Annotated in this window: 14 protein-coding genes; 9 read left to right on the forward strand and 5 right to left on the reverse strand. The window is 64.4% G+C overall.

Translation table 11 applies throughout. From position 1 onward, the window contains the following. Positions 1-22 precede the first annotated feature (22 nt). Together I4X03_RS08285 and I4X03_RS08290 are read right to left on the reverse strand one after the other, a co-directional pair. On the reverse strand, positions 23-1402 hold the full coding sequence (locus tag I4X03_RS08285) for a DEAD/DEAH box helicase (protein WP_223467750.1): 1380 nt from the start codon (positions 1400-1402) through the stop codon (positions 23-25). A gap of 406 nt (positions 1403-1808) precedes the next feature. After that, positions 1809-3137, reverse strand: a complete 1329-nt coding sequence (locus I4X03_RS08290; RefSeq protein WP_223467751.1) for a transglycosylase SLT domain-containing protein — start codon at positions 3135-3137, stop codon at positions 1809-1811. A gap of 428 nt (positions 3138-3565) precedes the next feature. Between I4X03_RS08290 and I4X03_RS08295 the strand changes: the two genes are divergently transcribed. After that, positions 3566-4135, forward strand: coding sequence for a DUF1415 domain-containing protein (locus I4X03_RS08295; RefSeq protein WP_223467752.1), 570 nt, complete (start codon positions 3566-3568; stop codon positions 4133-4135). Beyond that, complete coding sequence (locus I4X03_RS08300) at positions 4116-4340, forward strand: DUF1289 domain-containing protein (RefSeq protein WP_223467753.1); 225 nt, start codon at positions 4116-4118, stop codon at positions 4338-4340. Before I4X03_RS08295 ends, I4X03_RS08300 begins: the two co-directional genes overlap by 20 nt. Before the next feature lie 54 nt (positions 4341-4394). On the opposite strand, the gene I4X03_RS08305 is transcribed toward I4X03_RS08300, so the two are convergent. Further along, on the reverse strand, positions 4395-4901 hold the full coding sequence (locus tag I4X03_RS08305) for a DUF1993 domain-containing protein (RefSeq protein WP_223467754.1): 507 nt from the start codon (positions 4899-4901) through the stop codon (positions 4395-4397). Positions 4902-5135: 234 nt separating this feature from the next. Here I4X03_RS08305 and I4X03_RS08310 point away from each other — a divergent pair, with 234 nt between their 5' ends. After that, positions 5136-8264, forward strand: coding sequence for a bifunctional diguanylate cyclase/phosphodiesterase (locus tag I4X03_RS08310; protein WP_223467755.1), 3129 nt, complete (start codon positions 5136-5138; stop codon positions 8262-8264). A 21-nt stretch (positions 8265-8285) separates the two neighbouring features. Here the strand turns inward: I4X03_RS08310 and I4X03_RS08315 are convergent, their stop codons facing one another. After that, a complete protein-coding gene (locus I4X03_RS08315; RefSeq protein WP_223467756.1) occupies positions 8286-8711 on the reverse strand; it encodes a thioredoxin family protein in 426 nt (141 codons plus the stop codon). 62 nt (positions 8712-8773) lie between these two features. Here I4X03_RS08315 and tsaB point away from each other — a divergent pair, with 62 nt between their 5' ends. The 4 genes from tsaB to I4X03_RS08335 are packed head-to-tail and all read left to right on the forward strand — an operon-like array spanning position 8774 to position 11718. Further along, positions 8774-9484: a tRNA (adenosine(37)-N6)-threonylcarbamoyltransferase complex dimerization subunit type 1 TsaB gene (gene tsaB / locus I4X03_RS08320; RefSeq protein WP_223467757.1), complete on the forward strand. Its 711-nt coding sequence runs from the start codon at positions 8774-8776 to the stop codon at positions 9482-9484. Next, entirely contained in the window at positions 9481-9939 is a 459-nt protein-coding gene (gene rimI, locus I4X03_RS08325) for a ribosomal protein S18-alanine N-acetyltransferase (protein WP_223467758.1), read from the forward strand. Before tsaB ends, rimI begins: the two co-directional genes overlap by 4 nt. Then, positions 9936-10805 (forward strand): uracil-DNA glycosylase, encoded by an 870-nt coding sequence (locus tag I4X03_RS08330; RefSeq protein ID WP_223467759.1) that lies wholly within the window; start codon positions 9936-9938, stop codon positions 10803-10805. The genes rimI and I4X03_RS08330 overlap by 4 nt, the downstream gene beginning before the upstream one ends. Then, positions 10789-11718, forward strand: a complete 930-nt coding sequence (locus tag I4X03_RS08335; protein WP_223467760.1) for a DUF1853 family protein — start codon at positions 10789-10791, stop codon at positions 11716-11718. The genes I4X03_RS08330 and I4X03_RS08335 overlap by 17 nt, the downstream gene beginning before the upstream one ends. A gap of 108 nt (positions 11719-11826) precedes the next feature. Here I4X03_RS08335 and lplT read toward each other — a convergent pair whose 3' ends face one another. After that, positions 11827-13089: a lysophospholipid transporter LplT gene (gene lplT, locus I4X03_RS08340; protein ID WP_223467761.1), complete on the reverse strand. Its 1263-nt coding sequence runs from the start codon at positions 13087-13089 to the stop codon at positions 11827-11829. Between the two features lie 128 nt (positions 13090-13217). On the opposite strand from lplT, the gene alr reads away from it, so the two are divergent. Then, positions 13218-14324, forward strand: coding sequence for an alanine racemase (gene alr / locus I4X03_RS08345; RefSeq protein WP_223467762.1), 1107 nt, complete (start codon positions 13218-13220; stop codon positions 14322-14324). Continuing rightward, positions 14317-15693, forward strand: coding sequence for a DNA repair protein RadA (gene radA / locus I4X03_RS08350; protein ID WP_223467763.1), 1377 nt, complete (start codon positions 14317-14319; stop codon positions 15691-15693). The genes alr and radA overlap by 8 nt, the downstream gene beginning before the upstream one ends. The last annotated feature ends 29 nt before the right edge of the window (positions 15694-15722 follow it).

Consider the following 15722-nt stretch of genomic DNA (forward strand, 5'->3'; position numbering starts at 1 on the left):
TTTCATGTAAGCGCCTGAACGATTAACGGTCGCCGTAGGTGCGGCGTGCGCCGTCGGCCGAGCGTGGGTTCGAACCCTTGTAGCCGCCGCCCGCAGGGGCGCCTTCGCGGCGCGGTGCGCCTGGCTTGCTGAAGGTGCGCTGGCCTGGCTTGGCGCCGGTGCGGTTGTCGCCCGGTTTCCAGGTGCCTGGACGTGCCGCCGAACGTGGCGCCGAAGCGGTGCGCTTTGGCTCGAAACCTTCGATGACGTTGACCGGGATCAGCTGCTTGGTGAAGCGCTCGATACGCTTGACGTTCATGCCTTCGGCGTGGTTCACCAGCGAGATCGCCAGGCCGTTGCGGCCGGCGCGGCCGGTGCGGCCGATGCGGTGAACGTAGTCCTCAGGGAACTTCGGCAAGTCGTAGTTGAACACGTGCGTGATGGTCGGGACGTCGATGCCGCGTGCTGCCACGTCGGTCGCGACCAGTACCTTTACATTGCCGCGGCGCAGGCCGTCGAGCGTGCGGTTACGGGCGCCCTGGTGCATGTCGCCATGCAGCGCGGCGGCCGAGAAACCGGCGATGTTCAGGCGGTCGGCGATGGTGTCGGCGTCACGCTTGGTGGCGGTGAAGACAACTGCCTGGTCGAGCGTCTCGTCGCGCAGCAGGTGGTCCAGCAGGCGGTTTTTGTGCGACAGGTCGTCGACGAAGTGGACGCGCTGCACGATGTTCTCGTGCTTGCTCGACGAACTGGTGATCTGGATGACCATCGGATCTTTGGTGATGCGGCGCGCCATATTGCCGACCATGCCGTCCAGGGTTGCCGAGAACAGCATCGTCTGGCGGCCAGCTGGCGTTGCAGCGATGATCTTCTCGATGTCGTCGATGAAGCCCATGTCCAGCATGCGGTCAGCTTCGTCCAGCACCAGGATTTCCAGTTGCGAGAAGTCGATCTTGCCCGATTCCATGTGATCGATCAGGCGGCCTGGGGTCGCCACGAGGATCTCTGGATTCTTGGCCAGCAGTTGCATCTGCTTAGGGTAAGGCATGCCGCCCAGGATCGAGACGGCGCGGATGCGGCGGATCTGGGTACCGTATTTTTCGGTCGCGCTGGTCACTTGCAGTGCCAGTTCGCGGGTTGGGGTCAGCACCAGCATCTTCGGCTGTGCTGCCTTGAAACGTGGACGCTCGCCAGGGGCGCCGCGCGGGGCGACAGGCGCTTGCTCGGCGAGAGCGAGCTTGTGCAGGGCTGGCAGCATGAATGCCGCGGTCTTGCCCGAACCGGTCTGCGAGGACACCAGCAGGTCACGGCCCGCGATACCCGCAGGAATCGCTTGCTCTTGTACAGGGGTCGGCGTGGTGTAGCCGGCATCGGTTGCTGCTTTTACGATAGACGCGTGGAGGCCTAATGCTTCAAAACTCATTGTTTTCTTTTCTTTCGGTATAGATCAGCGCTCGGGCACATGCCTTCGAGCGCAAAATAGCAACGCCAACCAACAAACGAAATAACTCTGAGATGAAAAGAAATTTCGGCACAAAAGCTTTGCGCCGGGACGGTGTCAGGTGCGACACACAAGGCGGGAGGGCTTTATTGAGGCTGTCCGGTGGACATGCCTAGGCTTGCGAAGCTGCTAGTTTTACTTCTTTGTAACTGCGTATTGCCATCGCTAAGCTAATTTGCGAGAAACGTATTGCAGCGCACAAATCGAACTATACAGTACTTTCACTGTGTTTGCACGGAATATGCAGATCCGTGCGCGGGGCTGGCGAAAAGTCAAAGGGCGCGGCCCGCACCATCGATGCGGGGCCGCGCCCTGTGGCGGGAGTCGATTAGCGGCGCTTTGGGGCGCGCGACTTGGCCGACGTGCGGCTCATGCGGCTCTTGATCGATGCGACCTTGGCCTTGACCTTCTGCGAGTTGGTCATTTTCTTGCCGCCGCGCTTCTTGGCGCTGCGCTCTGCTTCAAACGCCATGACCGCGTTGTCGATAACGTGATCGGCGATGTCGGTATGGATGGTGGCCGAGGTGCGCGGCACCAGGATGGTCGAACCGGCCTTCAACACGGTACGCGCCGGGATATTATTGGCTTGGCGAATCACTTCCGGGGTGGTGCCAAAGCGCGATGCCAGGCTGTTGATGCTTTCCCTGGCGCCGGTGATCCGGTGCGTGGTCCAGCTCGACAAGGCTTCGCCCCATTGCGCCAGGTTCACGTGGAATTTCTCGGCGTTTTCTTTCGGGAGCAAAATCTTGGTCCGTTCGCCGCCGGTGATGACCGGGCGGTTGAACTGCGGATTGAGCGCCTTGAACTCGTCCATCGACAGTTCGGCCAGCTGGGCAGCAACGGCGAGGTCGATGTCGCTGGTCTTGTCGATGACGGTAAAGTAAGGCTGGTTGTCGATCACCGGCAGCGACACGCCGTACTGGGCCGGGTTGCTGACGATATTCTTGACGGCCTGCAGCTTCGGCACATAGTTGCGCGTTTCCGCAGGCATGTGGGCCGCCAGGCTCTCGAAGTCGGTTGGTTTGCCGAGCGCCTGGTTCTTCTTGATGGCGCGCTGGACGTTGCCTTCGCCCCAGTTATAGGCGGCAAGGGCGAGTTGCCAGTCGCCGAACATCACGTACAGCTTCTGCAGGTAGGAGAGGGCGGCGTCGGTCGAGGCCAGCACGCCGCGTCGCTCGTCCTTGAACATGTTTTGCTTCAGGTCGTAGTCGCGGCCGGTGCCAGGCACGAACTGCCACATGCCGGCAGCGTCAGCGCTGGAATAGGCTTGCGGGTTGAATGCCGATTCGATGATTGGCAGCAAAGCCAGTTCGGTCGGCATGCCGCGCTTTTCCAGTTCCTGGACGACGTGGAACATATAGCGCGATGCGCGGGTCGACACCCGCGCCAGGTAATCCGGGCGCGTGCTGTACCACTTGGTATGGTTGCCGACGAGGGAATTGTCGATGTCAGGAATGGCGTAGCCGGTGCGGATGCGGCCCCAGACGTCCGTTTCCTTGAATTCTTCAACCTTGAGCGGGGCGTAAGGCGCAACGAGGGGCTTGGCCACTGCCGCCGCCGGTGCGGAGGAGGCGAAATCAGCGCCCGCTTGGGTGATGGGAGCCAGGAAGACAAGCAGTGCTGCCAGTGCGATGGTAGGACGGGTAGTTGTTTTCATAGCTTTCCATTGTTGCGTCCAAGAATCGGACTGACATGAACAAGGCCGAGTGTACGTAGGACAATGCCCCGACGTCAAGCGAATCGGCATTGCCGCAGGCAAATATTCCGCAAATTTTTTTCCGATGAGTTATCAAATGATAAACGGGGGTATGCGAAAAAAATATCAATTTATCATCGTGCAAATTGCGGCGACATGATGGGTACCCCCTGGGGGTATGTTCAAGTTCGCGCTGCGGGAGCGATCGCTCATCCGTCGTTTGGGGCGCCGCCGCGCTTGCCACCGATGTTGCCATAAAGATATTTCGCGCGACCCGTGAAACCATGGCCTTGACGCTACGCCCGCGCGGGTCAGAAACTATGATGAGACGCAAAGAGTGCGTACAATCTGGTTTTGCGCGAGCATTCTTTTTTAGTTGAAAGCATTCCATGAGTACCCAGAACATCAACGCCGACGACGACCAGATCATCGCGGCCACCGAGCGCTGGCTGGAACAGGCGGTCATCGGCCTGAACCTGTGCCCGTTCGCCAAGGCTGTCCACGTCAAGAAGCAGGTGCGTTACGTGGTCTCGAATGCCACCACCGTCGAGGTGCTGCTTGAAACGTTGATGAACGAGCTGCAATTGCTTTCAGACACGCCGGCGGAAGAGATCGACACGACGCTGCTGATCCATCCGTTCGTGCTGAACGACTTTGCCGACTACAACGAATTTCTCGACGTGGCCGATGCCGCAGTCGAAGACATGCAGCTTGACGGCGAAATCCAGGTTGCCAGTTTCCATCCGGAATATCAGTTCGCCGAGACCGACATCAACGACATCAGCAACTACACCAACCGCGCGCCTTACCCGATTTTGCACTTGCTGCGTGAAGACAGCATCGAGCGCGCGGTGGAGGCGTTCCCGGAAGCCAGCGAGATCTTCGACAAGAACATTGAAACGATGGAAAAGCTCGGTCATGACGGCTGGGACGCGCTCAATGTCGGCCCAGCAAAATAAGGACGCGATGACGGAAGAAGACAAGCTGCCCGAGCGGCCGGACACGCCGTGCGTGGCGGTCTGTTCGACGACGTTCGACGAGATTTGCCGCGGCTGCGGGCGCTCGGTGGTCGAAGTGGCGCACTGGGTCTCGATGGCGCCTGCAGAGAAAGAACAGGTCTGGAAGCGCATCCTGTCGCAGGGCTACCCGCGGCGCAACAAATAACGTGAAACATGCCGGCATCGGGATCTGTCCCCGATGCCGGATCATTACTACTGATTAATAGCTTCCGATGAAGTCCTTCTTGCCGACTTCAACGCCGTTGTGGCGCAGCAGGGCGTAGGCGGTGGTGGCGTGGAAGTAGAAGTGCGCCATCGCGTAATGGACGAGGTAGTCCTGGCCCTTGAACTCGCGCACCTTGGCGCCGCTGCCGGTGACGATGTCGCGCTGGGCGCTCGCTTCAATGGCGTCGCGCGGCAGGCCGCCGATGAAGGCGACGGTGCGGGCGATGCGCTCGCGCAGGTCGGCGAAACTGGTTTCGGTGTCGTCATAACGCGGCACTTCGGCGCCGGCCAGACGGGCCGAACAGCCCTTGGCGAAGTCGGTCGCTACCTGGACCTGGCGCAGGAAAGGGAACATGTCCGGGTACAGCCGCGCCTGCAGAAGGGCGGCAGGGTCGATGTTTTTTTCGCTGGCGTGGGCTTCGGCCTTGTCGATGATGGCGGACAGGCTGTTGAGGATCTGGGTGAAAACTGGCACGGAGGCCTCGTACATTGAAAAGCTCATGGTATGGTCCTGGTTGAAAGATGCAGCGATAATAACAACTTGCCGGCGTTCGTGCTGGGGGCCGCTTGTTGTCATCCGATCACGGTTTGTCAACTTTTTGAACATGGCCCGCGCAAATACCCGCCATGCCTTGACGCCGGCATCGGACTTGCCATAGAGTAATTCGTTTCTGTAATCAATTGAGCGATCAGGTCTCGGCCTTTCCGGGGATAGCACATATGGTATTGCCACTGCATGCATAGCACGCCCTATCGCCAACTGCGCGCCAAGCTGGGTATTTTGTACGGACGATCGATCTACGGCGCCTTGCTACTGGTTGTGATCGGCGGACTGGTGTTCCCCGCGATTATCGGCAGCTACCTGCTGATCGGCGTGCAGGAACAGAAGTCGGCCGGGACCGCCCTGAGCGAATCGCTCCAGCGCAACGCCGACATTCTTGCGCTCGGCATGCAGGAGTCGCTCTGGAACATGAACGCCGAGTCGGCCCATTCGCTGGTCGATTCCGTCATGCGCGACCCATCGGTGCTGCAGGTGCGGGTGATCGGCCAGGCCGACACCCAGTTCATGGACGTGACGTCGCCCAATCGCCCGGTCGGCAACGTCTTCAAGGCCGAACGCGACATCATGGTGCGCGGCGAGCGCATCGGCCGCATCCTGGTCGCGATGGACGACGCCCGCAGCCAGCAGGACCTGCGTTCAAAGCAATCGAAATACGCGCTGGTGCTGTTCGGCCAGATCGCCATCTCCCTCCTGCTCATTATCCTGTTCCTGAACCGCCGACTGATTGTCCCGATGCGCAAGCTGATGGGGTTCTCCGACCGCTTGTCGCGCGGCGACTTCGAAACCCGCCTCGACCTCGACGGCAACGACGAACTCGGCCGCCTGGGCAGCCAGATGGAGCAGATGCGGATCGCGATCAAGCACCTGTTTGAAGACATCGGCCGCCGCGAAGAGCGTTTCCGCACCATCGTCACCCAGGTTCCCGGCGCGGTGTTCCGCGCGCGCCGCGGCGGCGCGATCGACTTCGTCAGCGACGCCATCGAGGATATCTCCGGCTACCCGGCATCGCAGTTCATGCGCGCCACCACCGACGCCTGGACCGACCTGGTCTCGCCCGAGCACCGCCGCCTCCAATACGGCGCGGTGCGCGAGGCCAGCCGCACCGGCCAGCCCTACGAAATCGAGTACCGCATTCAGGACGCCACCGGCACCGAGCGCTGGGTGTCCGAGAAGGGCCATCCGCGCGCCGACGGCGCCGGCGCGGTCGAATGGATCGACGGCATCCTGACCGACATCAGCGAGCGCAAACACAACGAGATGCGCATCGAAGGCCTGCTGGCTGAACAAAGCGCGATTCTCGATAACGTGATGTTCGGCGTGATGTTCGTGCGCGGGCGCCACGTGGTGTCGGCCAACCGCCGCTGCGAGGAGCTGTTCGGCTACGGCAGCGGCGAACTGGCCGGCGTCTCGACCGACGTGTTCTTCAACTCGCGCATGGACTTCGCGCTGGGCGGCATGCGCCAGCATCCTGGCCTGTCGCACGGCCGCGACTTCAGCGAAGAGCGCGAATACCACAAGCGCGACGGCTCGACGTTCTGGTGCATGGTCAGCGGCTGCGCGCTCGATCCGCTGCATCCGAACGAAGGCAGCATTTGGGTCTACGCCGACATCAGCGAACGCAAGCAGGCCGAAGAAAAGCTGCGCCTGTCCGCCACGGTGCTGGAGCACATCGCCGACGGCGTGATGGTGGTCGACGCGGAACGCCGCATTGTCGCCGTCAATCCGGCATTTACCCAGATTACCGGCTACAGCGAGCACGAAGCGATCGGCCAGCCGGCCAGTATCACGCGTTCCGACCGCCACGACGCCGCGTTCCACCAGGCGATGTGGGCGGAGCAGGAGACCAAAGGCTTCTGGCGCGGCGAAATCTGGAACCGCCGCAAAAACGGCGAGGTATACCCGGAGTGGCTGACCGTGTCGGTCATGCGCGACCGCAGCGGCAGGATCACCCATTATGTCGGCGTCTTCAGCGACATCACGGCGGCCAAGGAATCGCAGGAAAAGCTTGATCACATGGCGCACCACGATCCGCTGACGGCGCTGCCGAACCGCCTGCTGTTCCACGACCGGTTGCAGCACGCGCTGCAGCGCGCCAGCCGGATGGACGAGCAGCTCGCGGTGCTGTTCATCGACCTTGACCGCTTCAAGAACGTTAACGACACGCTCGGCCATCATGTTGGCGACGAGCTGTTGATCAAGGTGGCGGGCGCCTTGTCGGAGCGCCTGCGCGAGGGCGACACCCTGGCGCGGCTGGGCGGCGACGAGTTCATCGTCCTGCTCGAAAACGTCGACGGCGCCTACGGCGCAGCGCTGGTCGCCGAAAAGCTGATGGCCATGTTCGAGCAGCCTTTCCTGGTCTCCGATTACGAGCTGTTCGTCACCGGCAGCGTCGGTATCAGCCTGTATCCGAGCGACGCGATCGATCTGAACATGCTGATCCGGAACGCCGACGTCGCCATGTACCAGGCCAAGGCGCGCGGCCGCAACGGCTACCAGTTCTACGCGCCGTCGATGACGGGCGAGGGCGTCGAGCGCCTGCGCCTCGAAGCGATGCTGCGCCGCTCGATCGACAAGAACGAGATTTTCCTGAACTACCAGCCGCAGGTCGAAATCGACACCGGCCGCCTGATCGGGGTTGAAGCGCTGGTGCGCTGGAACAGCCCGGAGCTGGGCGTGGTGCCGCCGGCCCGCTTCATTCCGCTGGCGGAAGACATCGGCTTCATCAGCCAGCTCGGCAAGTGGGTGCTGTACGAGGCGTGCCGCCAGATGATTCGCTGGGAAGGGCAGGGCCTGGTGGTGCCGAAGATCGCGGTCAACCTGTCGGTCAAGCAGTTCGAGCGCGGCAGCATCGCCAGCATGGTGGCCGACGTGCTGGCCGAAACCGGTCTCGATCCGCAGCGCCTGCAGCTTGAAGTGACCGAATCGGTGATCATGAATACCGGCGACGCGCTGGCCTTCATCAACGACCTGCACGCGATCGGCGTGGGACTGGCGATCGACGACTTCGGCACCGGATACTCGTCGCTGGCCTACCTCAAGCAGATGCCGGTGCAGACGCTGAAGATCGACCGCAGCTTCATCAAGGACATCTCGACCGACATCAATGACGAAGCGATCACGATCGCGATCATCCAGCTTGGCAAGAGCCTGAACCTGTCGGTGATCGCCGAAGGGGTGGAGACTGCCGAGCAGGCGGAGTTCTTGCTGCGCCACGGCTGCAACCTGGCGCAGGGCTACTACTACAGCCGGCCGGTGATGCCGGGCGCGCTGCTGGAAGACTGGCAGGTAAAAGAGCTGGGCTAGGCGCGGCCCGGGCGCCGGCGCCTAGCCGGCGTCGCGAATCAGGTCGCGCAGGTTGCAGTCGAGCTGCCACTCGCGCCGTTCGGAGCTGCTGCCGGCCAGGCGTGCCAGTTCTTCGCGGGTCTGTTCGGCCTGCGCCTTGACCAGCCGGTCGGCCAGTGCGGGATCGGGCAGCATGGTGCCGAAGAAGGCCACGGTATCGTCGCGCTGGATCAGCAGCGTAGGGAAATTCTCGACATCGAGGTCGCCAACGAGGTCGGCCTGGTCTTCGACGTCGATCCACACGAACAGCTTGTCGGGATGGCGCGCGGCCACCGTCTCGAAGGCGTTCCGGTACGCCGTGCAGGTACCGCACCACGCGGCGCACAGGCAGGCCACGACCCAGCGATCGCCGGCCAGCGCCTGGGTGATCGTGTCGCGGTTGTCAAGGTCGAGAGTCAGGCTATGCATGCGGCATTCTACAACGCCCGCCGCAGGGCTGCCAGCGCAGGCTGGCCGGGTTAAAATACGGTATGTCTATCATTCTCGCCATCGAAACCTCCTCCGAACTCGCATCCTGCGCGCTGCTCAACGGCGAAACGCTGCTGGCGCGCGCCTCGTCCGGCGTGCGCACCCACTCGCAATCGATCCTGCCGATGGTGCAGGAGCTGCTTGCCGAAGCCGGGCTGACGCTCGCGCAGTGCGACGCGATCGCGTTCGGGGCGGGCCCGGGCTCGTTTACCGGCGTGCGTACCGCGTGCGGCATCGCCCAGGGCCTCGCCTTTGGCGCCGGCCTGCCGGTGGTCCCCTTGGTAACCCTCGAAGCGATGGCGCTGGCCTGCCGCCTGCAAACCGGCGCCACCGAGATCCTCACGGTGCTCGACGCGCGCATGGGCGAGGTGTATTGGGCCCAGTACCGGTTTGATGGCGGCTTGACGGTGGTGGCCGAGCCGGCCCTGTGCGCGCCGGGCGACGTCGCCCCGGTCGATGCCGGCGGCGTCCTGACTGCCTGCGGCAACGGCTTCGCCGCTTACCCGGACGCGTTCGCCGGCCGTCCGTGGGCGCAAGGCGCGCTGGCCGCCATCATGCCGCATGCCGGCGAGGTCGCACGGCTGGGCAGCGCGGCGCTGGCCGCCGGCCACGGCGTGGCGGCAGCGCAAGCGCAGCCGCTCTACCTGCGCAACAAGGTCGCCTACACCAGCGCCGAGCGCCAGGTCATCAACGCCAGCAAGGCCGCCGCATGACCGACGCCGGTCTGCACCTGTCGCGCATGGCGATGGCCGACATCGACGAAGTGTTCGGCGTCGAGCTGTCGGTGTACCCGCATCCCTGGACGCGCGGGAATTTCACCGACTCGCTCGCCACCGGCTACCAGGGCCGCGTGCTGCGCGACGACGCCGGCCAGCTGGTCGGCTACTTCCTGCTGATGGCGGCGGTCGACGAAGCGCACCTGCTCAACGTCGCCGTGCGCGCCGAGCGCCAGGGCGAAGGGCTGGGGCGCCACCTGCTCGACAAGGTCGCCGACTGCGCGCGCGCGCTGGGCATGGAATCGGTGCTGCTGGAGGTGCGCCCATCGAACCTGCGCGCGCTGAAGGTGTATGAACAGTACGGCTACGCCGAAATCGGCCGGCGCAAGGCATACTATCCCGACCATAACGGACAACGCGAGGATGCGATCGTGATGAGGTACGTTCTATGAGTAAGCGCAGCGCCGCCTTCCTCGAAGAGATGGGCATCGGACCGCTGTGGACGCTGCGCGGCAGCGCAGGCGCTCCCGCGGCCGAACCGCCAGCCGCGGAAGCCGTGCCGGAGGTGCAGGCGGCGCCCGCGACTAAGCCGTACCGTCCCGAGCCATCGCCGGCGCTGCCGCCGCCGCCGGTATACCAGCCCGGCCACGAGCCGCGCGCGCCGATGAACCATCCGCAGCCGCCGGGCAGCGCCTGGGCCGACGCGGATGTCGCGCCCGCAGCGACGGACGAAGAGATCGCCGCCATGGACTGGGCACAGCTGCGCGCGGCGATTGCCGGCTGCACCCGCTGCGGCCTGTGCGCAAGCGGCAGCAAGCCAGTCTACGGAAGCGGCGCGCGCCAGGCGCAATGGGTCGTCGCCGCGGGTGCGACGACGGCGGCCGACGAAACCGAGGGCCAGCCGGTCGCGGGCGAGGCCGGCAAGCTGCTGGGTAACATGCTGGCCGCGGTCGAGCTCTCGCGCGAGACCAGCGCCTGGGTCACCAATCTGGTCAAATGCCGCCCGACCAGCGCCAATGGCGGCGACCGCGCGCCGACGATCGACGAAGCGCGCGCCTGCCGGCCCTACCTCGAACGCGAAGTTGCGCTGACCGGCGCCGCGATGGTGCTCACGGTGGGCCAGATCGCCGCCAACGGCCTGCTTGGCAAGCCGCTCGCCGAGCCGCTGTCGGCCGCGCGTGGCGCGGTGCATGCACTGGGCGAGGTAGCGCTGGTGGCGACACTGCATCCGGGCGAACTGCTGCGCCGCGGCGCCGACAAGGCGCTCGCGTGGGCCGACCTGTGCCTGGCAAAGGCGCACGATGGACGCACGGGCTGACACCTTCCAGGCGCAGTTCGCGCGCCGCTGGGGGCATCTGCGCCAGCCGCACGTGCGCACCCTGGCGTGGCTGCTCGACGCCCCCGACCTGCTCGATGCGCACGATCCCTACTGGGAACACAAGATCGCCTCGCTCGGCGAGGTCGGTCCCGGTGTCGCGCGCTGGCTGGGCGAGCTCGACGCCGACCCGTCGGCGCTGCAAGCCTCGCTTGGCGAGCGCGTCTACACCCGGCTCGGGCTGTATGCCGAGAAGCTGATGGCCTTCTACTTTCGCGAGCGCGGTGAACTGGTGGCGCACGGCCTGCAGGTACGCAGCAGCCGCAACGACACGGTTGGCGAGTTCGACTTCCTGCTCGACGCGGGCGAGGGCGGCGTCGAGCACATCGAATTCGCGACCAAGTTCTACCTGCTCGAAGGCACTGCCGCCTCGCGCTTCGACACCTTTGTCGGTCCCAACCTGGCCGACAGTCTCGGTGCCAAGATGCGCAAGATATTCACCCGCCAGCTCGAACTAGGCATTCACCCGGCCGCGCAGGCGCTGCTCGAGCGTCCCGTGATCCGCGCGCGGGCGCTGGTCAAAGGCTGGCTGTTCTACCCATCGGGCGGGCACCAGCCGATGGGCGGCATCTCGGCGCAGCACTGCCGGGGCTTCTGGTGCGCGCTGGCCGAAGTAGCGGCACTGGAAGCGGACCGCTTCGTGATCCTGCCGCGCATGCAATGGCTGGCGCCCTACCGTGGCGACGGCAGCGACAGCGTGATGGGAAGGGAAGCGCTGCAAGCGGCGCTGGCTGGCGCCGCGATGCCATCGCTGGTAGCGGCGGTACGGGAAGAGGGTGGCGACATCATCGAAACCGCGCGCGGCTTCATCGTCCCCGACACCTGGCGCTCCCGCGCCGCCCTCCGCCTGCAATAAACAAAAGGTCCAAATCGGGAAGTTCCAAAATCGGGGACAGACCACCATTTTAGAATCTTCTAAAATGGTGGTCTGTCCCCGATTTTGGAATGTTTGTGAGCGTGGGGATTAGTGCTTGTGCTCGCCAATCAGGGCGAGCGAGTCGTGTTCTTTCTGGTTCAGCGCGTGGCGCTTCATGATCAGGAACATGATGCCGGCGACGAAGGCGCCAAACAGGACGATGATGATGTTCAGGTCGAGGTTGAGCGTGATCATCACCGCGTAGAGCGCGAGCATCGTCAGGATCGACAGGTTTTCGTTGAAGTTCTGAACCGCGATCGAGTGCCCGGCGCTCATCAGGACGTGGCCGCGGTGCTGCAGCAGCGCGTTCATCGGGACCACGAAGAAACCGGACAGGATGCCGATGAAGATCAGCAGGGGGTAAGCCATCACCACCGAATGCACCAGCGGCATGCACATCACCACCACGCCCATCGCGATGCCCAGCGGGATCACGGTCAGCGACTTTTTCAGCGGAATGATCTTGGCAGAGGCGGCCGCGCCCAGCGCCACGCCCAGCGCGACCACGCCAATCAGCGCGGTGGCTTTGTCGAGCGGCATGTCGAGCGATTTCTCGGCCCACTTGAGCACGATGAATTGCAGGGTCGCGCCCGCGCCCCAGAACAGCGTCGTCACCGCCAGCGAAATCTGGCCGAGCTTGTCCTTCCAGAGCAGGCCGCAGCAAATGGAGAATTCGGCAATGAGCTTGGCCGGGTTGCGTTCCTGGTGGGCGTAGATGGCGCCGGTGTCGGGGATGCGCAGGTTGAACAGCGTGGCCAGCATGTAGACGAACACGACCACGGCGAGCGCCGCTTCGGTGGTACTGTCGATGCCGGTGTCGATCAGCGGCAGGTCGATGCTGAGCAGCAGCGCCGAGCCGTGCGCGCTGACCAGCGCGCCGCCCATGACGGTGCCGAGGATGATCGACATGACCGTCAGGCCTTCGATCCAGCCGTTTGCTTCAACCAGTTTTTCGGGCGGCAGCAGTTCTGTGAGGATGCCGTATTTGGCGGGCGAGTACACCGCCGCGCCAAAGCCGACCACCGCGTACGAGAGCAGCGGGTGCAGCTGGAATACCATCAGCGCGCAGCCGAAGATCTTGATCAGGTTGGCGATGAACATCACCCGGCCCTTCGGCATCGAGTCGGCGAAGGCGCCGACAAAGGCGGCGAGAAGAACGTAGAAGAGCACAAATGAAAGCTTGAGCAGCGGCGTCAGCGATGCCGGCGCATTCATGGAAATCAGCAGGTCAATCGCTACGAACAGCAGTGCATTGTCCGCCAGCGACGAAAAAAACTGCGCCGCCATGATGGTATAAAAACCACGATTCATTCGAAAGCTCTAAAACAAGTGTGGGTTGCTTTATACCATGAATGCCCATGAACCCAAAGAAATCCGCAATGCGAAACGGGCAGGGCCGGGTAAAATAGAGCCTCTTGTAAACTACGCCATTTTTGTCCATGCCAAGGCCGCTCAGCGCTACCGTTCACCTCGATTCAATGCGACACAACCTGGCGCGGGTGCGCGCCTGCACCCCGGGGGCGAAAGTGTGGGGCGTGGTCAAGGCGAACGCCTACGGCCATGGCCTGGAGCACGCGCTGCGCGGTTTCGCCGATGCCGACGGCCTGGCGCTGATCGAGACCGAGGGTGCGGTGCGCCTGCGCGAACTGGGCTGGACCCGGCCGCTGCTGCTGCTCGAAGGGATCTTCGAGCCGGCCGACACGGCGCTGCTGGATCAGTACGGCTTGAACAGCGCGGTTCACTGCGTCGAGCAGATCGCGATGCTGGAGCAGGCCCGGTTTAGCCGCCCGATCGACGTGCACCTGAAAATGAACACCGGGATGAACCGCCTCGGCTTCCGCCCCGACCAGTTCGCGCACGCCTGGCAGCGCCTGCGCGCCATCGCCGCGGTGCGCGAGATCACCTTGATGACCCATTTCGCCAACGCCGACGAACTGGAGCACCCGCGCCTGAGCGTGCGCGAACAGGTGCGCCGCTTCTGCGCCGGCGCCGACGGCATCGATGGCCCGCGCAGCCTGTCGAATTCCGGCGGCGTGCTGCACCAGGCCGAGCTGGCGGCGGACCTGTCGAACGACTGGGTGCGCCCGGGGATCATGCTGTACGGCGGCACGCCCGGCGGCAACACGGCCGACCACTTCGGCTTGCGCCCGACCATGACGCTGGCCAGCGAGATCATCGGCATCCAGGAGATCGGCGCCGGCGAGACCGTCGGCTACGGCAGCCGCTTCGAGGCCACCGAACCGATGCGCATCGGCGTCGTCGCCTGCGGCTATGCCGACGGCTACCCGCGCCATGCGCCGCACGGCACCCCGGTGATCGTCGATGGCGTCCGCACCCGGCTGGTCGGCCGGGTGTCGATGGACATGATGACGGTCGACCTGAGCGGCCTGGCCGGCGCGCGGGTGGGCAGCAAGGTGGTGCTGTGGGGCGCCGGCCTGCCGGTCGACGAAGTGGCCGACGCCGCCGGCACCATCGGCTATGAATTGATGTGCGCCGTCGCGCCGCGCGTGCGCATGATGGAAGCTGACCTGGAAAACCATGGCTAAGGCAAAAACCAATTACACCTGCAGCGACTGCGGCGCCATCAGCAGCAAATGGACCGGCCAGTGCACTTCCTGCCAGCAGTGGAACACGATGGTCGAGTCGGTGGTCGAGGCGCCTGGCGTCAACCGGCTGTCGAACCAGCAGTTCAAGAGCCTGGCGCAGACCGCGCCGGTGCTGTCGCTGGCCGACATCGAGGCGGTCGACGTGCCGCGCTTCGGCACCGGCATCGAGGAATTCGACCGGGTGCTGGGCGGCGGCCTGGTGGCGGGCGGGGTGGTGCTGATCGGCGGCGACCCGGGTATCGGCAAGTCGACCCTGCTGCTGCAGGCGCTGGCCAATATCTCGCAGCTCAAGAGCACCTTGTATGTCAGCGGTGAGGAATCCGGCGCCCAGATCGCGCTGCGCGCGCGCCGCCTCGGCGTCGAAGCGGCCAGCCTGAAGCTGCAGGCCGAGATCCAGCTGGAAAAGATCCTCGGCACGCTGGAGTCGCTGAAGCCCGAAGTGGCGGTCATCGATTCGATCCAGACCGTCTATTCGGACGCCCTCAGTTCCGCGCCCGGGTCGGTGGCGCAGGTGCGCGAGTGCGCGGCGCAGCTGACCCGCATGGCCAAGCAGACCGGCGTGACGATCATCCTGGTGGGCCACGTGACGAAAGAGGGCGCGCTGGCCGGCCCGCGCGTGCTTGAGCACATCGTCGACACGGTGCTGTACTTCGAGGGCGATACCCAGTCGAGCTTCCGGCTGGTGCGGGCGATCAAAAACCGCTTCGGCGCGGTCAACGAGCTGGGTGTGTTCGCGATGACCGAGAAGGGCCTGAAGGGCGTGTCGAATCCGTCGGCGCTGTTCCTGTCGCAGCATGGCACCCAAGTGCCCGGCGCCTGCGTGATGGTCACCCAGGAGGGCACGCGCCCGCTGCTGGTCGAGATCCAGGCACTGGTCGATTCGAGCCACCTGCCCAACGCGCGCCGCCTGTCGGTGGGCCTGGAGCAGAACCGGCTGGCGATGCTGCTGGCGGTGCTGCACCGCCACGCCGGCATCGCCGCCTTCGACCAGGATGTGTTCATCAACGCGGTCGGCGGCGTCAAGATCAGCGAACCGGCGGCCGACCTGGCCGTGCTGCTGGCGATCAATTCGTCGATGCGCAACAAGCCGCTGCCGCGCGGGCTGGTGGTGTTCGGCGAAGTGGGCCTGGCCGGCGAAATCCGCCCGGCGCCGCGCGGCCAGGAGCGCTTGCGCGAAGCGGCCAAGCTGGGCTTCTCGATCGCGATGATCCCCAAGTCGAACGTGCCCAAGCACCCGATCGAGGGCATGACGATCGTGGCGGTGGAGCGCATCGACGAGGCGTTCAACCGCCTGCGCGAACTGGACTGAGCATCGGCGACGGGCGCGATATAATTCAA

Source organism: Massilia soli (assembly GCF_016809835.1).
GTDB classification, from domain to species: domain Bacteria; phylum Pseudomonadota; class Gammaproteobacteria; order Burkholderiales; family Burkholderiaceae_D; genus Telluria_A; species Telluria_A soli.

Excerpts from the sequence above, each read along its gene's own strand:
- I4X03_RS08285 (WP_223467750.1), bottom strand. The coding sequence starts at position 1,402 with ATGAGTTTTGAAGCATTAGGCCTCCACGCGTCTATCGTAAAAGCAGCA.
- I4X03_RS08290 (WP_223467751.1), bottom strand. The coding sequence starts at position 3,137 with ATGAAAACAACTACCCGTCCTACCATCGCACTGGCAGCACTGCTTGTC.
- I4X03_RS08295 (WP_223467752.1), top strand. The coding sequence starts at position 3,566 with ATGAGTACCCAGAACATCAACGCCGACGACGACCAGATCATCGCGGCC.
- I4X03_RS08300 (WP_223467753.1), top strand. The coding sequence starts at position 4,116 with ATGTCGGCCCAGCAAAATAAGGACGCGATGACGGAAGAAGACAAGCTG.
- I4X03_RS08305 (WP_223467754.1), bottom strand. The coding sequence starts at position 4,901 with ATGAGCTTTTCAATGTACGAGGCCTCCGTGCCAGTTTTCACCCAGATC.
- I4X03_RS08310 (WP_223467755.1), top strand. The coding sequence starts at position 5,136 with ATGCATAGCACGCCCTATCGCCAACTGCGCGCCAAGCTGGGTATTTTG.
- I4X03_RS08315 (WP_223467756.1), bottom strand. The coding sequence starts at position 8,711 with ATGCATAGCCTGACTCTCGACCTTGACAACCGCGACACGATCACCCAG.
- tsaB (WP_223467757.1), top strand. The coding sequence starts at position 8,774 with ATGTCTATCATTCTCGCCATCGAAACCTCCTCCGAACTCGCATCCTGC.
- rimI (WP_223467758.1), top strand. The coding sequence starts at position 9,481 with ATGACCGACGCCGGTCTGCACCTGTCGCGCATGGCGATGGCCGACATC.
- I4X03_RS08330 (WP_223467759.1), top strand. The coding sequence starts at position 9,936 with ATGAGTAAGCGCAGCGCCGCCTTCCTCGAAGAGATGGGCATCGGACCG.
- I4X03_RS08335 (WP_223467760.1), top strand. The coding sequence starts at position 10,789 with ATGGACGCACGGGCTGACACCTTCCAGGCGCAGTTCGCGCGCCGCTGG.
- lplT (WP_223467761.1), bottom strand. The coding sequence starts at position 13,089 with ATGAATCGTGGTTTTTATACCATCATGGCGGCGCAGTTTTTTTCGTCG.
- alr (WP_223467762.1), top strand. The coding sequence starts at position 13,218 with ATGCCAAGGCCGCTCAGCGCTACCGTTCACCTCGATTCAATGCGACAC.
- radA (WP_223467763.1), top strand. The coding sequence starts at position 14,317 with ATGGCTAAGGCAAAAACCAATTACACCTGCAGCGACTGCGGCGCCATC.